We start from the raw sequence: 23,010 nt of genomic DNA, 5'->3' as shown, positions 1-23,010 counted from the left end.
TTATTTCTTAGTACTGGTTTTCTTCTGGGAACGGAGTTTTTCAGATTGCGTATCTTTTTTCGCCCGCTGGAATATCTCGCGGAAATTATCATAGTCCATGATCAATGCAAAGGCTACACCGGTTTCTACTACCTGCCCTTCGATAACAGTGGTATTGTCCTGACGCTGGTACACCCTTACACGATAACGGCCATCGCGGGTCAGTTTATATTCTACTGATACGTCACCTACCAGTGTGCTGGGGTTTGCCTGCGATTCACCTTCCAGCATCACATTGGAACCAATGGATACAGAGAGGCGATCATTGAACAGGCTCTTGGAAGCACCTACTTTCAGATTGGTGGTTTGCTGTGCGGAACCGGATGAATAGTCTTCGTCTGATTGCAGGTCGAAGTTAAGGTCTACACCTTTGATCAGGCTACCAGCCAGGTTATTCAGCTGTTGAGAAAGGATCTTGCTCACACTCTGACGAGCCATGTTGCTCACGCCATAGTCGCTGCTACCTTCGCCTGACATCGGATCTTCAGGTATAAAGCTATTCAGCACCAGCAGACCCATTACCTGTTTGTTCAGTTCAGATGGGATCTGGTTAATCTGTTTGATGCGGTTATACACACTACCACTAAATGCATTTTGTTCTGCCTCCGGCATATCCAGTTCGAAGGAGATGTCTGGTTTCAGCAGATTGCCTTTGATATGGAGGTATACATAGAATGGTAATTTCTGTTTGTACTTGTTCCTGTCTGTCTGGGAGAGACTGGTCAGCTGATCCTGTACCAGGTCCGCCGCTTCTGCATTCACGGTATACTTTGCCGTGATATCCAGATCTGCATCGGTAGCGTCTCCGCTAAAGGTAATGGCACTTCCCTTTTCAATGGAGAAAGAGCGTTTGATCAGTTGGTTCAGCGACATTTCGTACTTACCCTCAGAAATTTCGTAACGGCCGGTCAGACTCATTTTGCTACTGGCATCCAGGGTCGCATTGATGCTGGCAGTACCCTTTGCTTCTACATAGTCACCATTCACAGGGTCAATGATGATACGGATGGTAGATTGAGGCGTTATCTCAGCATTGCCTGAGAAGTTGATGCCTTTCAGCTTTGGGTTTTGCAGTTTAGTGCTGTCTACCATTTTCACCAGCGAAGAATCCAGTGGATTGTCCTTGTCTACAAATATGATAACCCCTTCCCTGTTAGCTACCCCCGGTTCTTCGGATGGCAGGGTGACGGTTACATTCGATTTGTCGCGCAGCTTCACATAAGCATCTACTCTTGGCAGATCCAGGTTGCCCCTTACTTTGATACGGGTGTCTACGAAAGCAGGCCCGTAATACATTTGCTGAGGGTCTACCTGTTTACCGAGGATCATGAAGTTGTCTGCGTTGATATTGAGGTTGAAGTTATAATTAGAGTAGTCTTTTGTATTGATACGACCGTCCAGCACTAACTCATTCTGCAGGCTATCTGCTATTACGAATTTGTTGAACTGTACACCTTTTTCATCCAGTATGATGTTCTCATCAGGCATGGTGATATTGGCGCCTACATAGGTGATAGTACCACCAGCATCATTGAAATGCAGGTTCCCGGTTGCTTTAGGCATGTCGGTAGTACCTGTGATTTTGAAGTGGCCATCAGCACTACCATGCATGCGGGTCATATTACCGAAGGTGAATGACTCCAGCGATTTCATGTTCAGCTGGTTGATATCCACAGTGGCATTGATAATAGAGTCGTACGTTCCTTTTACCTGCAGGTCGTTGTCATTGCCTTTGAGATTCATGTCCAGGCTATACTGGTTAGGCTGTGGCGTGTTCACTTCGGCAGTTAGTGTACCCAGGTCAGATGCCCTGAAAGTCAGACTATCGACCGTGAGTTTTGAACTGATCAGCGGCGATTGATCCAGGTTGCGTATAGTGGCCTGCGCATTCAGGAGGCCATTGGCAAGTAAGGTATCGGCAGCCAGCAATGCGGTGATAGTAGAGAGCTTGAAGTTTTTGATATTCGTTTCGAGCGTGGGCAGTTTGCCATTGGCACTACTACTATCAGGTTTTGTCTGGATGGCGATGGACTGGTCATTGTATGATAACTGGATGTGGGCAGTATCCGGGCCACCATTGTGAATGTGGATCCGGTTGTTCTTATCCACCTGCCATTGCTGACGGTTCAGCAGCAGATCTTGTTTCAGTGAAAGTGCCAGCGCATTGTCCGGCAGGAATTCCACGAAGCCGCCTACTTTATATTTCGGATTGCGTTTTATGTCATCCAGCAGCAGGTCCCAGTCTACTTTCCCAGCTGTAGCAGCTGCCGTCAGGGACGTGTGATACAGGGGCATTACTTTATGATGAATATCTGCGAGAGATACCTGTGCCTTGAGGGTGGTATCTAAGATATTGGCATTAATGGCCAGGCTATCTATTAAGATAGAGTCGTAACTCAGCTTAGGCAGGGCGGCATTGAGCACCAGCAGGCTACTGTCAGAATTCAGACGGCCGCTGATGAGCAATGGATATTCCATGCGCAGGGTCGGCGCCATAGCCTGTAAGCTGCGCGGAAAAGTCAAAGAGGCATTCCAAAATAACAGTTGGCCGGTCGGCAGTTGCACTAGCTTAGCACTGTCATAAGGACTTAATGGCTTGTTGATGATTTGTCCGAACGCAGGGCCGATTTTGGTATAATCGATATTACCATTGGCGTTGATAAAACCAAATGGACCTGTGAGGCGCAGGTATTGCTGGTCCTTGTATTCAGCTAATAAAGAAATGGTATCTAATACGAAGACCTGCCCGTTGGTGGCCACCTGCCAGCTGGTGAGGAATGCATTCCCATCCAGGCGGTTGGGAGTAAGGCTGCTGAAATCTACATCCATATTTCCTCTCAGCTCAAATGGATCACTGTACAGGTGTGTGGTATACAGGTCTGCACGTTGTATCTGGGCATTGGCTTTCAGTGACTGGAGGGTCGTATCATTCAGTGTACCATCAGCATTGAAGGTGAGGTTGATACTGGAATCGTTGCTCTGACCTTCAGCATGTAGTTGTTGCTTGTCGATATTGGCTTTGATACTTACATCGTGGTAGGTATACCTGTTATAAGTCGCTTCGTTGATGTGGGCATCTGCTTTTGCAATCATACCCGGGAAGGTGTATCCCTTGCCAGAAGCCATGATGCGGCCACTGATCCAGCCGATGGTGGTATCATAGAGAAAATAACCTGGTTGAACACGGAAAGAGGTGAGGTTGAGGTCATAACTGCTATGGATACTATCGGTGATGTTGATGAGATGGGCGGTCAGACTGGCATTGGCGGCATTACTCTTCAGGTCCAGCTTTGTCTGCATGTCTTTCATGCCACCGAGGAAGCTACCGGTAATGATCATCTGCTCAGGCAGTCGGGGCGTATCCGGCATAGTACCTGGCGGCAGCCAGGAACGCAGGGCCTTATTTCCGGAAAGGATGTAGAGCGAAGGCAGGTTGGCATACAGGTGATCTACATCTGTTACATGGTCTACTTCACCTTTGGCATTGATACGGTTGCCTTTATTGTCAGTAAGATTGAGTGTTTCGATGATCAGTTTGCCCAGGCTGCCTTTGAGGGAAGTAGTCAGGAAGATTTCCTTATCCCACAGTGGTTTCATGGACGGGTTATTACGGCTGTCAGGCACAAAAGGGAGGAACTCACCCAGGGTGATGTGGGTAGAGTCCAGGTTAGCCTGCAACTGTAAAAGGTCGAGATGGTCAGAAATAGAAGACCAGTTTGGGGCATTCAGCACAATCTGTTTGCGCAGGATACTCCGGTTTGTTTCCAGCAGCAGGTTGCGCAGGGCGATGGTAGTTGCTGTGTATAATACATCGAAGTGACCCTGTTTAATCCCAAAACCTGATTTATCCTCCTGTACGGACAATTTGTGCAATACGGCACTGATAGTGTCCGGGTTATAATTGATATTGCCTACGTGAGCCACAAGGTCTTTGAGGAACAGGTGGTTGTAGTCAGGATCTTTTTTACCGGCACCTCTTGGAGCAGGTGCGGTATTATTATCGTACCGCAGGTTGATATGTTCCAGATCCGTTTTGGTGGCCTGCACTCTCCATGTATTTGGAGCAGCGCTGTCAGCAGGAGCGGAAGTATCTTTTGCGATATTCATGGTGACCATGCCGCCTGCGTTCCTGATGGACAGCTCACTTACCTGTATGAATGTGGAGTCCATATCGATGCTGGAATTGAGGAGCTGTAGCTTACCTATTTTCCAGCCAGTGCTCAGGCCACTGCCCTGATCGGCGTACAGGAAGGAGCTATTTTCTATTTCTAATTTTTTGAGAATAAGGTGGAAGGGTGTACTGGTGGTATCCATGGCAGGAGGCGGCGCTGTTGCTGCCAGTACCTTTGGCCGGTAGTCCTGTTTGAAGTAACCCTTGAGTCCATCGATCTTCAACCCACGAACAGCGTATAATCCCTGGTTCACGAGCAGATCATCAGGATCTACATGAAGCTCCTGGAAGGTGACCACGGCGTCCATACCTTCGGGGGCATCTAAATACCGAAGCGATACATGTTTCAGTGTAACGTCTTTGATGAGGAATTGAAGCGTAGTTCCTGTGCCGGTGCTTACAGTGTCCGGGATCGAATCTTTGGTAACGAAGGCGTCTACAATGAACTGGTAGTTGAAGGAAGAGTCTCCGGGGTTACGGTATATATTGGCCGTGACAGAATCCCATTCAAGGCTATTAATTCTCAGCTCATTGTTGAGAAATGCCAACAGATTGTAGCGGACTTTCAGATTTCCGGAGTAGAACAATTCCTGTTTGGAAGTATCTGCTACGTATACATTACGTAGTTCCAGGTACTGCCACCCGCGTACGCGGAGGTAGCCGATACGAACAGTTGTATGCAATTTTTTCCGGAGATATTGTTCTCCCTGCCGACGGATGAAGTCCTGTACAGATTCAAGCTGCAATACAAGAACAGCCATTACCGGTATAATGAGCAGGATTACAATTCCCCATAAGAGCCAACGCCACCATGGCCGGCCGTGATGTTTTTCATCGTTAGTTGCGGGTGCTGTCATTTAAAAGGATTACATAGAAAATACTGAGTTAAAACGCATTAGGCGGACCCTTGTTTAAACATAGAGTGTTAAACAAAATTTGTACCTACAGAAGGGGTTTAATTAAAAAAGCGCTTTTATCGTCGATAAAAGCGCTTTTTATGAGTATTTATGGGTGGAATTACCAATTGGGAATATTCCGCTGATTGAATTTCTGGATGTAGTAGACCAGGCGGTCCTTATTTTTAGGATCCTGGTAAAACTCCCTTGTTAAAGCAGTATCGTGTGGGAGGATGAATTTCTTCATATTATATAAGGTCAGGTCGTAGAAGTTGCCGGTGGTGAGGTTGATGACTTTTTTGTTCACAGCAGCAGGCGGGGTATTGCTGAATACCATGCCGCCGGTAGCGGTGTTTGGTGTAGCGGAGGTAATGGCGCGCACCTGGTATAAGCAGTAGTAGCCAACTTCTTCAACTTTTTGAAGGCCATTGTCTCTCACGTAAAGGTTAGTGCCGTCGCAATACCCCCAGTATTTTTTTACTTTATGTTCTTTGCCGGCGCTGTCGATGGCGACCAGTTCCGTAGGGGCAGACATGAGGTAGACCTGGGCGGCGGCGGTTTTCCCTTTTATTACAACATTACCGGTTTCGGAGGGTTCGTTGTTGCGGAACTCTTCGAAGGATTTGTAAATGCCTTTTTTATAGTTGTGGGTGTCGTAGATGGTGTGGCCTATCTGAGCGAAGGCGGTATTGAAAGCTCCTGCCAGAAGGATGAATAAAAACGTCTTTTTCATGATAAACAAAAATAATCAAAATGCCGGAGCCTTTGACTCTGACATTTTGATTAACTCAAACCTTTCCGCGGCCTTCGGTCGCGGAAAGGTTTGAGTTTTTATAAAAAGAAAAGGCCGGGTAAAGACCCGGCCCGGCTGAAGGTTACAACAAAATCTAAACCTGCTTATGAGAATCTTTAAAACTAATGTGTGTTTGTATCAATCAGCAGGTTAAAAAAAGATACGCACATTCACATCAAGATTATGTGTTTACACTGCCAGTGCGGGTAAAGAAGCGTCTTTGCTTTCCAGGTGGGAAACTCCCATCAGGAACTCATCTACTTTACGTGCACACTCACGGCCTTCGCTGATCGCCCATACCACCAGTGATTGTCCACGGCGCATATCGCCTGCGGCAAACACCTTAGGAATAGAAGTCTGGAACGCCTTCTCCCCTGCTTTCACATTGCCTCTTTCATCTTTTTCAACACCCAGATCGTCAAGCAATCCGGTATGCTGCGGATGCAGGAAGCCCATTGCCAGGAAAGCCAGTTCGCAAGGAATTTCTCTTTCAGAACCAGGTACTTCTGTAAATCCACCCGGACGACCATCTGCGCCCAGGCTCCATTGCAGATCTACCAGTTTCAGGCCTTTCAGGTTACCGTTACTGTCACCTACGAACTCTTTGGTACCGATAGCCCAGTGGCGGTTTGCGCCTTCTTCGTGCGAAGAGGTTGTTTTCAGCACCATTGGATATGTAGGCCATGGCATATAAGGAGTACGTTCTCCCGGTGGCTTAGGCATTAGTTCCAGCTGGGTGATGCTCACAGCCCCATGACGGTTGGATGTACCTACACAGTCAGAGCCGGTATCACCACCACCAATCACTACTACGTTCTTGCCGGTAGCCATAATATCTTCCCCGCTTACAGTGCGGTTGCTTACGCGTTTGTTCTGCTGTTTCAGGAAGTCCATTGCATAGTGCACACCTTTCAGCTGACGGCCAGGAATATTGAGGTCGCGAGGGATGGTGGAACCACCAGCCAGCACGATCGCATTGTATTCACGGAGCAGGTCGTTCACGCTTATGTTCACACCTACGTTGGCATTACACTGGAAGGTGATGCCTTCTTCTTCCATTACTTTCACGCGGCGGTCGATCACCCATTTCTCCAGTTTGAAGTCAGGGATCCCGTAGCGGAGCAGACCTCCGGGAACATCGTCTCTTTCGAACACGGTTACCAGGTGACCAGCGTAGTTTAGCTGAGCGGCAGCAGCCAGGCCGGCAGGACCGGAACCAATTACTGCTACTTTCTTGCCGGTACGTATACGAGGTGTTTTAGCCTGTACCAGTCCTTTGTCGAAAGCGATTTCGATGATGTGGCGTTCGATTTCTTCGATTGCCACAGGAGGTTGATTGATACCCAGTACACACGCACTTTCGCAAGGCGCAGGACAGATACGTCCTGTGAACTCAGGGAAGTTGTTAGTGCTGGTTAAGATTTCATATGCTTCTTTCCAGTCTTTGTGATAGACTGCATCGTTGAATTCAGGAATTACGTTACCCAGCGGGCAACCGCTGTGACAGAAAGGAACACCACAGTTCATGCAGCGCGCAGACTGTTCATTCAGCTTGGTATCTGAAAGTCTTTCTACGAATTCGTTATAGTTCTGGACTCTTTCCCGAGGAGCTATCTTTCCAGGCAGCTCTCTTGTAAATTCCAGGAATCCTGTTGGTTTGCCCATTTTGGTTGTCGTTAGATTGTTAATGTTACTACTTCTCTACCTTCTCCTTTGCGTTGGAAGCTGTCAGCACCGCTTTGTATTCTTTCGGGAATACTTTCACAAAATGACGCAGCTGGTTTTCCCAATCCTTCAGGATGAACTTAGCCACAGTACTGTTTGTGTAAGCGTGGTGCTTGGTGATCAGGTCGTGCAGTGCGGTAACGTCATCCTGATCCAGCGGATCGAGGTCAATCATCTCCTTGTTGCAACGGCCGGCGAAATTGCCTTTCACATCGTATACATAAGCAATACCACCACTCATACCAGCGCCGAAGTTACGGCCGGTCTCACCAAGGATGACGGCCCTACCACCGGTCATGTATTCGCAACCGTGGTCACCCACGCCTTCGGATACGATGGTAGCGCCTGAGTTACGTACACAGAAACGTTCACCTGCTTTACCACGGATGTAAGCTTCACCGGAGGTGGCGCCATAGAAGGCTACGTTACCAGCGATGATGTTTTCTTCCGCTTTGAAGCCTGCTTCCGCATTTGGATAAAGGACCAGTTTAGCACCGGAGAGACCTTTACCGAAGTAGTCATTTGCCTCACCTTCCAATTCCAGGGTTACACCTTTGGTGTTGAATGCCCCGAAGCTCTGGCCGGCAGAACCAACGAATTTAAAGTGGATCGTATCTTCTGGTAAACCCGGGCCCTGATAACGTTTAGAGATCTCATTGCTCAGGATTGTACCTACGGAACGGTCAGTATTTTTAACATTAAACTGCTGGAATACCCTGGTCTTCTTGTCGAGGGCTGGCTGTGCAGCTTTCAGCAGCTGCCAGTCAATCACTTCGCTGATACCGTGATCCTGTTCTTCAGATTTGAACAGCGCTGTTGTTGCATCAGCTGGTTCTTTGTACAGGATCTGGGATACGTCCAGGTTTTTATATTTCCAGTGGGTGATGTTCTCTCGTACCTGCAGGCAGTCAGACTGACCCACCATTTCATTTACGGTACGGAAGCCCAGTTCAGCCATGATTTCACGGAACTCTTCTACCAGGAATCTGAACAGGTTCACTACGTTTTCAGGATCGCCATTAAAGCGTTTGCGCAGTTCAGGATCCTGTGTTGCCACACCTACAGGGCAGGTGTTCAGGTGACATTTACGCATCATGATACAGCCTTCAGCCACCAGTGCAGCAGTTGCTACACCCCATTCTTCCGCACCCAGCAGGGTTGCGATAGCGATGTCGCGGCCTGTTTTGAGCTGACCATCAGCCTGCACGGTTACACGGCCACGCAGCTTGTTCTTCACCAGTGTCTGGTGAGTTTCAGCCAGACCCAGTTCCCATGGCAGACCAGCATGCTTGATAGAGCTGATCGGAGATGCACCGGTACCGCCGTCGAAACCAGCGATCAGGATCACATCTGCCTTTGCTTTGGCAACACCGGCAGCGATGGTACCAACGCCTGCTTTAGACACCAGTTTTACGCTGATGCGGGCAGCACGGTTGGCATTTTTCAGGTCGAAGATCAGCTGAGCCAGATCCTCGATAGAGTAGATATCGTGGTGGGGAGGCGGAGAGATCAGACCTACACCTGGTGTAGAGTGACGTACTTTCGCGATCCAGTCATCCACTTTATGGCCGGGCAGCTGGCCACCCTCACCGGGTTTAGCACCCTGTGCCATTTTGATCTGTAATTCATCTGCATTGGTCAGATAGTTGCTGGTCACACCGAAACGTGCACTAGCTACCTGCTTGATAGCAGAACGCATGCTGTCCCCGTTAGGCAACTTTTCGAAACGCAGTTCATCTTCACCACCTTCACCAGTATTGCTCTTGGCACCGATACGGTTCATAGCGATGGCCAGTGTAGAGTGGGCTTCGTGAGAGATAGAGCCAAAGCTCATAGCACCTGTTGCGAAGCGTTTGAAAATGCTTTCTGCAGATTCCACTTCATCAAGGGTGATAGACGGACGGTTACGTTTGAAGGCGAAAGTGCTACGCAGGGTAGCTGCTTTCTCGCTCTGGTCGTTTACCGCTTTAGAATATTTCTTGAAGATGCTGTAGTCGCCCATACGGGTTGATAACTGCAGCAGGTGGATAGTGGTTGGGTTGAAGAGGTGGAACTCACCTTTTCTCTTCCACTGGTAGATACCACCTACACCCAGACGGGATACAGGGGTTTCTTTACGGCCGTAACCCATCCAGTGCTTAGCGAGGGTTTCGCGGGCGATCTCGTCGAGGCCCATGCCCTGGATGCGGGATACCGCACCGGTAAAGTATTTATCTACTACCTGACGGTTGATACCTAATATTTCGAATATCTGTGCACCCTGGTAAGATTGCAGGGTGGAGATACCCATTTTGGAGAAGACTTTCAGCAGACCATCGCAGACAGCCTTTACGTAGTTCTTCTTCAGTTTGTCAACATCGTATTCAGTTTCCAGTTTGCCGGTGAGCTTCAGAGCACGGATCGTGCTCAGGGCCAGGTAAGGGTTGATTGCGGTCACCCCAAAACCAAGCAGACAGGCAAAGTGGTGTACTTCCCACACATCGCCGGCTTCTACGATGATACCTACCTGACCACGATATCCTTTGCGGATGAGGTGGTGGTGTACAGCAGATGCAGCGAGGATAGACGGGATAGCGGCATGTTCAGAGTCGATCGCCCTGTCAGAGAGGATGATTACTTCATAACCATCTTCAACAGCATCTACAGCATAGCGGCACAGACGTTGCAGACCTTTCTCCATAGAGCCGGCTTTACCGTCGGCACGGAAGTAAGTTTGCAGGGTCTTCGCCTGGAACAGACCGGTATCAATGCTACGGATCTTTTCCAGCTCATAGTTGCTCAGGATGGGGTGACGCAGGGCCACGCCATGACAGTGCAGAGGATTTTCGTCCAGCAGGTTACCATTGTTACCTACATAGGTAGCCAGTGACATCACCAGTCTTTCGCGGATTGGATCAATAGGTGGGTTGGTCACCTGTGCGAACAGCTGTTTGAAGTAGCTGGTCAGGTGCTGTGGCTGATCGCTCAGCACAGCCAGGGGAGCATCTGTACCCATAGAGCCGATTGGCTCTTTACCATCCAGTGCCATTGGGGCGATGATGGTGTTCAGGTCTTCGGTAGTATAACCGAAGGCTTGCTGGTATTTAAAGATCTGTTCTGGTTCCAGGTGACTGAAAGTAACACGAGGTTCTGGCAGTTCTTCGAGACGGATTTTGTATTTGTTCAGCCATTCGCCGTAAGGTTGCTGAGAGCAGATGTTCTGTTTCAGTTCCTCATCGCCGATGATTCTGCCGGCTTCCATGTCCACGATGAACATTTTACCTGGTTGCAGACGGCCTTTTTCTTTAATATTTTTAGGCTCTACGGGCAGTACGCCGGCTTCAGAAGCCATGATTACGCGATCGTCTTTTGTAACAACGAAGCGTGCAGGGCGCAGACCGTTACGGTCCAGGGTACCACCGATGATTTTACCGTCTGTAAAAGAGATACAGGCAGGACCATCCCAGGGCTCCATCATAGAAGCGTGGTATTCATAAAATGCTTTTCTTACCGGATCCATGTCCTCGTTGCCATCCCATGCTTCAGGAATGAGCATCATCATAACATGAGGGAGGGAGCGGCCGGTAAGCAACAGCAGTTCTACAACGTTGTCCAGGCTGGCGGAGTCAGACTGACCTTCTTCGACGATAGGCGACAGCATGTCCATTTCTTCCTGAGAGAAGTATTTGGATACGAAGTCCTTCTCGCCGGCGCGGAGCCAGTTGAGGTTACCTTTCAGAGTATTGATCTCACCATTGTGTGCAATGTAGCGGTAAGGGTGAGCCAGTCTCCAGCTAGGGAAAGTATTGGTAGCGAAACGGGAGTGGATCACTGCGAAAGCAGATACCATCTTCTCGTCGCTCAGGTCAGCATAATAGTGACGTACCTGATAGGTGGTCAGCTGGCCTTTATACACAATCGTTTTAGTAGAGAGGGAGGCAAAGTAAAACAGTGCTTTTTCCTTTGGAACAGTATTCCTAACGGTTTTAGACACATAATTACGGAGCACGAAGAGTTTACGTTCAAACTCGTCATTGTCGGCGATATGATGAGGACAGGCAATAAATACCTGTTCGATTTCAGGTTCTACTGAAAGGGCGCTTTCTCCGATGCCGTCAGGACGAACGGGAACTTTACGATATCCGAGAATATCGAGGCCAAGTTTCTCCGCCGCTCGGGCCAGGATCTCGCGACATTCTTCTCTCCATCGTGGTTCTTTTGGAAAGAAAACCATACCTACACCATATTTACCAAATTCTGGCAGACTAATGCCTATCTTTAGACATTCGTCGTACAAAAACTCGTGCGGGAGCTGGATAAGGATCCCTGCCCCGTCACCGGTGTTTTGTTCACAGCCACATGCACCGCGGTGTTCCATATTTTCCAACATGGTAAGCGCATCCCGGATGATCTGATGCGATTTACGGCCCTTAATGTGGACAGTAAAGCCTGTTCCGCATGCATCATGTTCAAAATCCGGGTGGTACAGTCCTTGCAATTGCTTCACTTCTTGCATTCGTTTAGATTTTTTGACCTTGGCACACACTTCACCCTTTTCAGGGCGCGGTGGAGGTACCGTAATTGTTTCGGGAACGGTATAAAGATACTAAAGGATGCCGGTATTTTTTATTAAAACCTTCTTATAACACTAAAAATTTAGAAAAGATTAAAAAAGTATAGGCATTTGTTAGAATATAATAAGAATGAGTGGTAAAAGTGTGCTTATTTTACCCTTAGAAGGGTAGATCGTGTTGGAAATTAGTTTAATGTATGTATAGGAAATCCTCACTGGTTGCTATAGCAACCAATAAAATGGGGTTATATAATTATTAAGTGTATGATCCGGACTATACGATAGTCACATTGATCCCCATCTCTTCTACGGCTTTTACAATATGTGCTGAGATGCCACTATCGGTGATAATTTCATCGATATCTTCCAGGCCACATATTTTACCAAACCCTCTTCTGCCGAATTTGGAAGAATCGGCAATGACAATTGTTTTTTGTGCAGCAGTCACCATGCGCTGATTTAACTGTGCTTCCATTAAATTTGTAGTTGTAAGTCCGAATTCAATGTCTATGCCTTCGAGGCCGAGGAACAGTTTACTGCAGGAGAAATCGGCGAGGATGCGTTCGGCATAGTTACCCGTTACGGAAGAAGAACTGTTGCGGACAATGCCTCCCAGTTGTAATACTTCTATTTCCGGATAGCGTAGCAGTTCCTGTGCTACGTTGAGTGCAGGGGTAATGACGGTGAGATGGCCTTTAGGGTGAATGTTCCTGGCCAGGGCCAGGGCGGTTGTGCCAGAGGAAATAATTATCGCGTCATTATGTGCGATGAGGGTAGCCGCAGCTGCACCAATGAGATTCTTCTCATCCCGGCGCAGTTTTTCTTTTTCATTTACAGGCTTGTCATTGATATAAGGATTATTGACTGTAGCGCCGCCGTGCGAACGGAACAGTAAGGCCTTATCTTCCAGTAACTTGAGGTCTTTCCGGATAGTTACTCCAGATACATCAAGCTCTTTGCACAGGTCTATTACATTTACATATCCTTTTTCCGCTAACCGGTCTAATATATATTTATGTCGCTCAGCGATATTTATCATTGACATACGCGCAAAAGATTTTGTTGCTTCAATTGGTTACAAAATTACTTTCATGTTGTTGAATTTAACACATGTAAACGGAAAAAAATATTATGAAAAAGTGCGCTTTTTGATGTATAAAAGTGGTTTTGGTGTATAGTATGTTGAAAACTAGTTAACAAAATATTATTTTCAGCCACCGAATAGAAAGTCAAAACGAAAGTGGACTACCAGAAAGGGCGAAATAAAAAGAAAGATTTGAAAAGAGAATGTTATTAAATACAATGAATAAGATGAGATCTTTACAAAAATTGTTGTCGGTAGTAGCCCTGTTGCCCGCTGTGATGGCTGCTGCACCTTTGCCAACGTTTTTTAAGGTAGGTCATAGGGGTACAAGGGGAATGATGCCGGAAAATACGATTCCTGCCATGATCCATGCAATTGAAGATGGAGCAAATACCCTGGAGTTTGATGTGCATATTACAAAAGACGGACAAGTAGTGGTGTACCACGATGCCTCTTTTGACCCCGCATATACGACCAGGCCCGATGGTAGCGAGATTCAGCCCAGCGAGAGAGGTAAATATATTTTCTACCAGATGAATTATAGTGAGATCAGGCCTTTTAGGATAGGTGAAAAGCCCTATCCTAATTTTCCACAGCAGCAAAGAATGAGGACATATGCCCCATTGCTGTCTGAAATGATTGATTCTGTCGAAGCGTATAATGAAAAACACCACAAGCCGCCGGTTTATTATTTACTGGAAATCAAATCTTCTGAAAAAACTGATGGCAAGGAACAACCGGCCCCGGAAGAATATGTTGAAAAACTGATGGAGGTAAAACAGCTGAAAAAACTGAAACACAGACTGCTGATCCAGTCTTTTGATATGCGGCCGTTGCAGGTGCTGCACAGATCATATCCAAAAGTGACATTGGGATTCCTGACAGGCGATAAGAATGTATCTTTTTACCAGCAGCTGGAAGGTTTGGGATTTCTGCCTACGTTCTATAACCCACATTTTTCTTTGGTGACGAAGGAATTGCTGGATTATTGTCATAGTAAAGGTATGAAGGTAGTGCCCTGGACAGTGGCGGATCTGGAAGATATGAAAAGGTTGAAGGCAATGGGAGTAGATGGAATTATAACGGATTATCCGGATAGGATAAATAAGATATAACCAATTATGAAGGCGACCTTCAGTCGCTTAAATTTAAATGAACAAGGCGATCCGAAAGATCGCCTTGTTCATTTAATGAATGGAGTTTGTTTATCCTAATTAATACACATCTTTGCGAATGACAATCAGGAAATTATCAATATTATGACCAATATGAACAAAACATTATCCGCCCTGGCGGTGGTACTCGCCAGTACCTTCGGCCAGAAAGATACTGTAATGGCACAGACCCAACCGGCAGTTGCCCGCCCTAAGTTGGTAGTTGGTATCGTCGTAGACCAGATGCGCTGGGACTACCTGTACCGTTATGCTGACCGCTACGGAACCGGCGGTTTCAAAAGACTGTTAGGGGAAGGCTTTACATGTGAAAACGCATTCATTACCCACCTGCCCTCCTACACCGCTGTAGGTCACAGCACCATTTTCACCGGATCCGTACCTGCTATCCATGGCATTACGGGCAATGGCTGGACCGACCAGGCCACCGGCAGAGAATTCTATTGCACCGAAGATTCCACCGTGACTCCTGTGGGTACTACCACCGACGCCGGTAAAATGTCTCCACGCAGTTTGCTGGCTTCCACCATCACTGATGAACTGCGACTGGCAACTAACTTCCGCTCTAAAGTAGTAGGCGTATCCCTGAAAGACCGTGCTTCTATTCTACCTGCCGGCCATATAGCCAACGGCGCTTTCTGGCTGGACGACAGCAATGCATCTTTTGTGACCAGCAGCTATTACATGAAAGAATTGCCGGAATGGGTAAAACACTTCAATGCTAAAAACGAACCGGCTGAACTGATGGCCAAACCATGGGAGACCCTCTACCCTATCAACACATATGTACAAAGCACTGAGGACGACGTGACCTGGGAAAACACTTACAAAGGCGAAACCGCCCCTAAGTTCCCACACGATCTGCCTGCTATTTATAAAGTAAGCAAAGGGAGCCTGCGTGCCACTCCAAATGGTAATACCCTCACGCTGGATTTTGCAAAAGCCGCTGTGAATGGATATAACATGGGTAGCGGTCCGGTGACAGACTTCCTCACTATCAACTGTGCTTCTACTGATTATGTAGGTCACCAGTTTGGGCCTAACTCTATCGAGGTAGAAGATACTTATCTACGCCTGGACAAAGATCTGTCAGCGTTCTTTACCTTCCTCGATCAGAAAGTTGGTAAGGGGAATTACCTGGTGTTCCTCACAGCAGATCACGGAGCTTCTCACTCTGTAGGTTTCCTGAAAGAACATGATATTCCTTCTGGTCTGGTAAATGACAAAGCGATCATCGCTGGTCTGAATGCTGATCTGAAAGGTGTGTTTGGTGTAGATAGCCTGGTAGCGAATACCAATAACTACCATGTTGACTTTGATGTAAAAAGGATCAAAGCAGCGAAGCTGGATTATGATGCAGTGAAAAAAGAAGCAGTGTACTTCCTGCAGACAGTGCCGGGTATTCAGTTTGCCGCAGATCTGGACAATATTGGAAACAGTGCATTGCCTGAACCGATTAAGCAAATGGCCGTGAATGGATATTATCCTAAACGCGATGGTGCAGTGATTATGATTCCTGATCCAGGATGGTATGAAGGTAGTCTGAAAGGTACGACGCATGGTACATGGGCGCCTTATGACACGCATATCCCAATGGTGTTCATGGGTTGGCATGTGAAGCATGGGTATACCAATGAGAAGACGAGTATGACGGATATAGCAGCGACGGTAGCGGCAATGTTGAAGATACAGATGCCGAGTGGTTGTGTGGGTAGAGCTGTGATGGAAGTCTATAAATAAATGAATAAATAATTGCGAAAAAATCCGCTGCCTTTGGCAGCGGATTTTTTCCGCAATTAAATTGAGAGGGTGTGTGGCCACTGGCCACACACCCTCTCAATTTAATTATGGTTCGGGATCGAAGTAAAACCTCGCCTTCCCTTTTACTATTCTTATATACATCGGATCACTCGCCAGACTCTCATTCTGCAATCTATCCAGGGATGTCAGCACATAAGTATACTCCTTCCCTTTCTCATAAGTACTATCTACATATTGCGGATCTGAACTCTGTGTCAGGATCGTCAGGATCTTCTCAGGATCATTCAGATTGATCACCTCTCTTCCTTCAAAACGATATAACACATACTGCATAGTACGATTGGTGGTATCTCCATCCACCCAATGCAAATGTAATCCATTCGACCTTTCAAAAGCATCTGCAAAATATGGTGACTCCGGTGCTCTGAAATTCAGCCATGACATCGTAGGTCTTAAAGCCGGATAATGATAGAAGTGATTCCGTAAACTATCTTCTATCCCTCTTGGATTACCCTTGAATGATTTAGCGCTATAATAAACATTTCCCTGTACCGTATTGAGGGTTCGGGACTCGGTAATCTGTACCGGCAATTCATTTGGGTTACTCCAGGCCGCATTACTATTGATCCGGTACACCCCGTGGCCGATATACAAATGACGACCATAGGCATGCTGTGCCCACCAGTTCAGCAACAGTTCATAGTCTGCCACCCTGAACCCCCTTTCCCAATACAGTTGCGGCGCCACATAATCTATCCATCCGTTCTTTAACCATTTCAGTACATCAGCATACAAGTCATCATAGTTGGTAGTACCACTTGTATAAGACCCATCCGGATCTTTGCTTTTATTTCTCCAGATGCCGAATGGACTTATCCCAAACTTCACCCATGCTTTCTCCTGCTTGATGGCAATGCTTACCATATGGATGATGGTGTCCACATTGTACCTGCGCCAATCGTCTTTTTCCATTCCCTGTCCATGCTGGTGATAAGAAGCATTGTCAGGAAATTCCTTACCTGGCACACGGTATGGATAAAAGTAATCGTCAAAATGAATAGCGTCTATATCATAACGGCGTACTACGTCGCGGATGATCTGAGTGACATATTCACGCACCTCTGGTACACCCGGGTCAAAGTACTTCTTGTTATCATAAGTGAGGAACCACTGTGGCCGCATCCTGGAAATGTGGTTCGGTGTTACATTGTTACGACTGGCATTGAATACCGCACGATACGGATTGAGCCAGGCATGAAATTCCATACCCCTTTTATGTGTCTCTTCAATCATAAACTGAAGTGGATCATAATAAGGATTCGGCGCCTGTCCCTGTGTGCCAGTCAGGTATTCCGACCAGGGTTCAAAGGGCGATGCATAAAAAGCATCTGCTACCGGGCGAATTTGTACCACCACGGCATTCATGCCATTACGCTGCTGTGTATTGAGAAGGTTGATAAATTCCTGTTTCTGTTGTTCAACAGGTAACCCTCTACGGGAAGGCCAATCGATATTCTCTACTGTTGCTATCCATACGGCTCTTAATTCCCGTTTGGGTGGCAGCTGTGCCTGGACATGATTAAAAAAGCCTGCCAGGAGGAAAGCAGCCACTAATAAGTGTTTCACCATTCTACAATACGTTAAGACCTGAAAAATTGCGAAAATAAGGAAACCTGATTACTCTCCAACAAGGTGTGTGAAAACACCTAACTGGTTAGTAAGGAGTACTTTGCAGCACAAACGGTGCCGATCTTTCTAAGAAAGACAGATTATTGAAAAGATAAGGTCAGATGAGGACGAAATGATTACTAAACTTTTCTACCCAGATATTGTGAATAGTCAGGTAAGCGTACTTCATATTCCTGGTGCATGAGAGGAGATGTAAGCAGGAAGTCTGCAGAGGTACGATTGCTGGCCATAGGGATATTCCATACTACACCAAGGCGGAGCAGGGCTTTGATATCAGGATCATGTGGAAGTGCTTCCATGGGATCCCAGAAAAAGATCACGACATCGATTTTGCCTTCGGCGATCATAGAGCCTATTTGCTGGTCGCCACCTAGTGGGCCGGATAATAATTTTCTGACAGGGACGTCGAGATTTTCTTCAATGAGCTTGCCTGTGGTGCCGGTAGCGTAAAGTTCATGACGGCAGAGTACGGTTTTGTTGTAGAGGGCCCATTCTATGAGCTCAGCTTTCTTGTGATCGTGTGCGATCAGTGCTATTCTTTTGCGTGCATGCAAGGTTTTGACAGTGGGCATACTCAATGATGGCGTTATTTCCCATAAAGTTAATATATAGAATAATGTGCCATGTATATTTTTAAAAAGATTTCTGGAACGTTGATAATTCGATATTTACCTATATGATTTTGTCTATATCCCCATTGAAAATAGTAATAGTTAAAAGGGCTGAATTCCCTCAGATTCTAGTTGAAAGTAGTTACCTTTGTTCTATCAAAAGTTTAGAATACCATGATTAAAACAGGAAATCCCATCATCAGCATATATACGGAAATGACGCCGAATCCGGAAACCATGAAGTTTGTTGCTAACAAGCTCCTGTACCCAGGTAAGCATATCGACTTCCCGGATGAAGCAAGTGCGAAACCATCTCCACTGGCGGCCGAACTGTTCAGCTTCCCGTTCATCAGAGGTGTGTTTATTATGGCGAACTTTATCACGCTGACAAAGACTCCTGAAACTGATTGGAATGATATTATCCCTACTATAAAAGCTTTTCTGAAAGAGTATCTGGAAGATAACCGCCCTGTTTTGAACGAAGACGAAATCGTTGATAAACCAGCAGCCGGAAACGAAGTAAGTGCAGATGATACAGATGTGGTAAAGCGTATTAAAGAATTGCTTGAAAACTACGTAAAGCCTGCAGTTGAAATGGATGGCGGTGCCATTCAGTTCAAAGACTACGAAGATGGAACTGTGAAACTGATGCTGCAAGGCTCATGTTCAGGTTGCCCTTCTTCCATGATCACACTGAAAGCCGGTATCGAAGGCATGATGAAGCGTATGATCCCGGAAGTGAAGGAAGTGGTAGCTGAAGCGGAATAAGCCATAGTTGAGAGAATGATAGTGTTAAAAATGAGCACAGTCTTTTTGACTGTGCTTTTTTATTTATCCCATTTGCCACTATCTTGCGACTGTTACAAAATCAGGCCTCATACTTATGAAATATCTCTTTATAGCTGCCAGCTTGCTGTTTGCAGCGGAAATACATGCACAGAACGCCCTGACAGTCCACTACAAGGTGCGCTATCATGGGGAAGAAATGAAAGACGCCGCCTCCACTTTATTTATTGATGGTAAAAAGACCCATGTAATAAAGGATACGGACGCTGGCGCAAAAGAACAGCAATACATCGACTATACAGACAACATAACCATGCAGGTGTTACGCCTGGAAGGCAGAGCTGTCACCTTCAAAAAGAAAATAGAAGATTACGAAAAGCCGGAGCTGTTATCCGATACTTCAACCATAGCCGGCTACCTCTGTAAAAAAGCCAAAGTTATCATCCGCTCCAATACTGTTGAAGTATGGTATACCAATGCCCTGAATGTAAAGGGGACACCGGCTTTAGGTGTTACTCCTGGATTAGGATTGGTGCTGAAGACTGTGAGAAACGGAGAAATGGAGGTCGTAGCTACCGAGGTAAAGAAGGGCAAAATCAATCCGAAAGACCTGAACTGGCCGGACGCTACCGCAATGGGTACCCTGGTAGATCAGGCTAACTACTCCCGTGAAGTGATTGACAGTCGCTATACCACCATTCCGGTATTCAGTAAGGAACAGGTTTCCTTTGGATATGACAAACCTAATCCTGCTGCGGACCAGCGCGATGTGACCTATCACTATGCTGGTGGTACCGTGGTGCTGAAAAAAGTAAAACTGCCTAAATACGAACCCGGTCGCCAGCTGTTTGCAGAACTGGCCCAGTATTCCAACGGGGATGCTTATGACCGCACCGGTTCAGTATTTATGATTCCTGTGGATAAACAGCGTTCTTTCCTGAATGGTCTGCAGAATGGTGTGAAGGACCTGCCAGTTTATAAGGAGAAATACCAGGGCGTAGTCGCTACTGACGATTACCAGCCTACCATGGAACTGCTGCGCTTCTTTACCCCTTTTGGCATTCATCATTATAATGAAAGAAGCCAGATAGCTGGTTATAACTGGGCTGATTCTGCAGTATTCCGCCAGGAGATCACAGAGCTGCAGTCAAGGATGGAAGGTGATGTCTGGTTAGGGGTTTTCATCGGTAACTATGACAAAGGTGGCCATATCGTAAGTCTGCGTCTGAAGTACTTTAAAGGTGACGATGATGGAGGATTACAGACACCAGATTATTTACAGCCGATTTTCAATACTACTAACCTGATGGAAATGGCAGGACAGGAATATGGTACAATGTTCGACCATGATTCCCTGACCGTGAAAGTAAATATTCCGGAAGGTGTAAAGAACTTACAGCTCCGTTACATCACCACTGGTCATGGCGGCTGGGGCAACGGCGATGAATTCGTGCCTAAGCTGAATGAAATATTTGTAGATGGCAAGCGGGTATATCACTTTGTGCCATGGAGAACAGATTGCGGTACTTACCGGTTGCTGAATCCATCATCCGGCAATTTCTCAAACGGGTTATCATCTTCCGACCTTAGCAGGTCCAACTGGTGCCCGGGTAGTTTGACACCGGCCGTATATATCCCGCTACCAGATCTGGCGCCTGGCGTACATGAATTTAAAATAGCGATTCCATTAGGAAAGAGAGAAGGAACCGCTTTCAGCGCGTGGAATGTATCGGGAGTATTGATGGGAGAGAAAAAATAGCATGTAAAAAAACGTTGTTCGACGCTTCTTCGACTGTTGTTCGACGCTTCTTCGATGCTTCTATAAGCTAATACTGATTTTCAAACAGTTACACTACCCGATTTTTTTAGGGTATGGGTACACTTATCTTTGCGGCATGAATGTGGATGTATTTTACCAGGCGCTGATAGAAGGAGTCAGGGCCATGAGCTGGCTGGAAATCCTGGCAGCGATTTTTGGCGCCATCAGTGTAGTATGTAGTAAGCAGAACAGCATCTGGTTATATCCAACAGGTCTGGTCAGCACGGGTATTTATGCATACCTGTTATCCAGGGAGCAGTTTAAGCTCTATGCTGAAGCGACACTGAATGTTTATTATTTCATCATGAGTGTATACGGCTGGTACCACTGGGCCAGGAAGAAAGCTTCTGAACCGGAAGTTCCTATTGCCTGGGCATCCGGAAGGGATTGGGTTGTAACCGTAGCAATTACTTTGATTGGCTGGGCAGTGTTCTATTACCTGCTGAGTCATTTCTCGAACTCAGATGTACCGTTGATAGATGCATTTGTATCAGCCACCGCCTGTGCTGGTATGTGGTTGTTGGCACAGCGGAAAATTGAAAACTGGATCTTACTGAATATATCTAACCTGGTAGCGGTCCCGTTATTATTTCATAAAAAACTAGTCGCAACTGCGGTATTGACCATCTTCCTGTTTATAGTAGCAGTGATGGGTTATTTTAGCTGGAAGAAGATATGGAAGAGCTATACAAAGTAGTGGTTATTGGTCCGGAGAGCACCGGCAAAAGTACGCTCAGTGAGTTTCTGGCGTCGCATTACGAAACGATGTGGGTGCCTGAATATGCCCGTCAGTATATAGAAGAATTATCTCGCCCATATGAGCAGTCCGACCTGCTGACCATTGCAAAAGGGCAGCTGGAACTGGAGGCAGCAAGAGCGAAGCTGGCAAACCGCCTGCTGGTATGCGATACCGATCTGCATGTGATCAGAGTGTGGAGCGAGTATAAATATGGTGAATGCGATCCATGGATACTCGCAGCTATTGCAGAAAGAAAATACGATCTGTACCTACTCACCTATATTGATATTCCATGGGAAGATGATCCGCAAAGAGAACATCCGGCCCCGGCTATGCGTGAACACTTTTATAATGTCTACAAAGAGATTGTACAATCTTCAGGCGTACGCTGGGTGGAGATCCGCGGAACATTTGAAGAAAGGCAGGAAACGGCGGTGAAGGTGATAAATCAGTTACTTGGAACTGATCAGTTCTGATATATCCGGATCACCGGCCAGTAAGCGCATTTGTACTAAAATTTTCTTTTGTCTGTACAGGGTGATCCTTGCAGGTGGTACCACAGTATATCTTACTGGATTGGGCAGGCAGGCGGCGATCATAGCCGATTGCTCTCTGTTGAGACTTGCCGCTGTTTTATGATAATACTGCTGAGCAGCAGCTTCTACACCAAATACTGCATTGCCGGTCTGAGCTATGTTAAGATATACTTCCAGAATGCGTTCCTTGCCCCAGAGTTTTTCAATCATGAAGGTGAAATAAACTTCCAATCCTTTTCTGAAATAGCCTCCCCCCTGCCACAGGAATACGTTTTTCGCTACCTGCTGGCTAATCGTGCTGGCGCCATGAATCTTCTTACTCTTCTGGTTATGCTTCATGGCTTTTTCGATTGACTTAAAGTCAAAGCCATTATGGTCAGGGAATAACTGGTCTTCACTGGACAATACTGCCAGCTTGGTGAATTCAGATATCTCTGAATAATTTACCCATGTTTTATGAAACTTCGTGTCACTACCCCATGTGCCAAACCAACTTGAAATCATCGTAACAGTAATGGGGGGATTGACCCATTTTAATGCAATGAGGTACACGAAATGAGCAATAAATAAGACCAGGAGAATCCTCTTCAAGTGTCGCCATGTTCTCGGAACAATTCCTTTCAACTTCATCCACAAA

The 23,010-nt window shown here is 46.6% G+C and carries 14 protein-coding genes; 6 read left to right on the top strand and 8 right to left on the bottom strand.

The window, feature by feature from the left end; translation table 11 throughout:
* The 5 genes from QQL36_RS08080 to QQL36_RS08060 all read right to left on the bottom strand — a co-directional run bounded on the left by QQL36_RS08080 (position 1) and on the right by QQL36_RS08060 (position 13,221).
* Complete coding sequence (locus QQL36_RS08080) at positions 1-5,067, bottom strand: translocation/assembly module TamB domain-containing protein (protein WP_321569475.1); 5,067 nt, start codon at positions 5,065-5,067, stop codon at positions 1-3.
* Between the two features lie 160 nt (positions 5,068-5,227).
* A complete protein-coding gene (locus tag QQL36_RS08075) occupies positions 5,228-5,839 on the bottom strand; it encodes a hypothetical protein (protein WP_321569474.1) in 612 nt (203 codons plus the stop codon).
* Between the two features lie 249 nt (positions 5,840-6,088).
* Positions 6,089-7,564 carry a glutamate synthase subunit beta gene (locus tag QQL36_RS08070; RefSeq protein ID WP_083721899.1) on the bottom strand — a complete coding sequence of 492 codons (1,476 nt, stop codon included), beginning with the start codon at positions 7,562-7,564 and terminating at the stop codon, positions 6,089-6,091.
* A gap of 28 nt (positions 7,565-7,592) precedes the next feature.
* Positions 7,593-12,119, bottom strand: coding sequence for a glutamate synthase large subunit (gltB, locus tag QQL36_RS08065; RefSeq protein ID WP_321569473.1), 4,527 nt, complete (start codon positions 12,117-12,119; stop codon positions 7,593-7,595).
* Positions 12,120-12,450: 331 nt separating this feature from the next.
* Entirely contained in the window at positions 12,451-13,221 is a 771-nt protein-coding gene (locus tag QQL36_RS08060; protein WP_321569472.1) for a DeoR/GlpR family DNA-binding transcription regulator, read from the bottom strand.
* A 266-nt stretch (positions 13,222-13,487) separates the two neighbouring features.
* Here QQL36_RS08060 and QQL36_RS08055 point away from each other — a divergent pair, with 266 nt between their 5' ends.
* Together QQL36_RS08055 and pafA are read left to right on the top strand one after the other, a co-directional pair.
* Complete coding sequence (locus QQL36_RS08055) at positions 13,488-14,375, top strand: glycerophosphodiester phosphodiesterase family protein (RefSeq protein WP_321569471.1); 888 nt, start codon at positions 13,488-13,490, stop codon at positions 14,373-14,375.
* Between the two features lie 153 nt (positions 14,376-14,528).
* On the top strand, positions 14,529-16,172 hold the full coding sequence (gene pafA / locus QQL36_RS08050) for an alkaline phosphatase PafA (protein WP_321569470.1): 1,644 nt from the start codon (positions 14,529-14,531) through the stop codon (positions 16,170-16,172).
* 105 nt (positions 16,173-16,277) lie between these two features.
* Here the strand turns inward: pafA and QQL36_RS08045 are convergent, their stop codons facing one another.
* Entirely contained in the window at positions 16,278-17,822 is a 1,545-nt protein-coding gene (locus QQL36_RS08045; RefSeq protein WP_321569469.1) for a glycoside hydrolase family 10 protein, read from the bottom strand.
* 179 nt (positions 17,823-18,001) lie between these two features.
* Positions 18,002-18,454, bottom strand: coding sequence for a methylglyoxal synthase (locus QQL36_RS08040; RefSeq protein ID WP_072358941.1), 453 nt, complete (start codon positions 18,452-18,454; stop codon positions 18,002-18,004).
* 213 nt (positions 18,455-18,667) lie between these two features.
* Between QQL36_RS08040 and QQL36_RS08035 the strand changes: the two genes are divergently transcribed.
* The 4 genes from QQL36_RS08035 (at position 18,668) to QQL36_RS08020 (ending at position 22,313) form a co-directional block, all read left to right on the top strand.
* The gene (locus QQL36_RS08035; protein ID WP_083721902.1) at positions 18,668-19,261 is read left to right on the top strand and encodes a NifU family protein; all 594 of its coding nucleotides are present in this window, start codon (positions 18,668-18,670) and stop codon (positions 19,259-19,261) included.
* A gap of 115 nt (positions 19,262-19,376) precedes the next feature.
* A complete protein-coding gene (locus tag QQL36_RS08030) occupies positions 19,377-21,038 on the top strand; it encodes a PNGase F N-terminal domain-containing protein (protein WP_321569468.1) in 1,662 nt (553 codons plus the stop codon).
* 136 nt (positions 21,039-21,174) lie between these two features.
* Complete coding sequence (gene pnuC / locus QQL36_RS08025; protein WP_083721904.1) at positions 21,175-21,795, top strand: nicotinamide riboside transporter PnuC; 621 nt, start codon at positions 21,175-21,177, stop codon at positions 21,793-21,795.
* Positions 21,774-22,313: an ATP-binding protein gene (locus tag QQL36_RS08020; RefSeq protein ID WP_321569467.1), complete on the top strand. Its 540-nt coding sequence runs from the start codon at positions 21,774-21,776 to the stop codon at positions 22,311-22,313. The genes pnuC and QQL36_RS08020 overlap by 22 nt, the downstream gene beginning before the upstream one ends.
* Here QQL36_RS08020 and mtgA read toward each other — a convergent pair.
* A complete protein-coding gene (gene mtgA, locus QQL36_RS08015; RefSeq protein WP_235643535.1) occupies positions 22,290-22,964 on the bottom strand; it encodes a monofunctional biosynthetic peptidoglycan transglycosylase in 675 nt (224 codons plus the stop codon). The two genes, QQL36_RS08020 and mtgA, sit on opposite strands and share 24 nt — an antisense overlap.
* Positions 22,965-23,010 lie beyond the last annotated feature (46 nt).

This window comes from Chitinophaga sp. LS1, assembly GCF_034274695.1.
Lineage (GTDB): Bacteria > Bacteroidota > Bacteroidia > Chitinophagales > Chitinophagaceae > Chitinophaga.
Note: the sequence above shows the minus strand (reverse complement) of the source record. Positions and strands in the feature narration are given on the sequence as shown.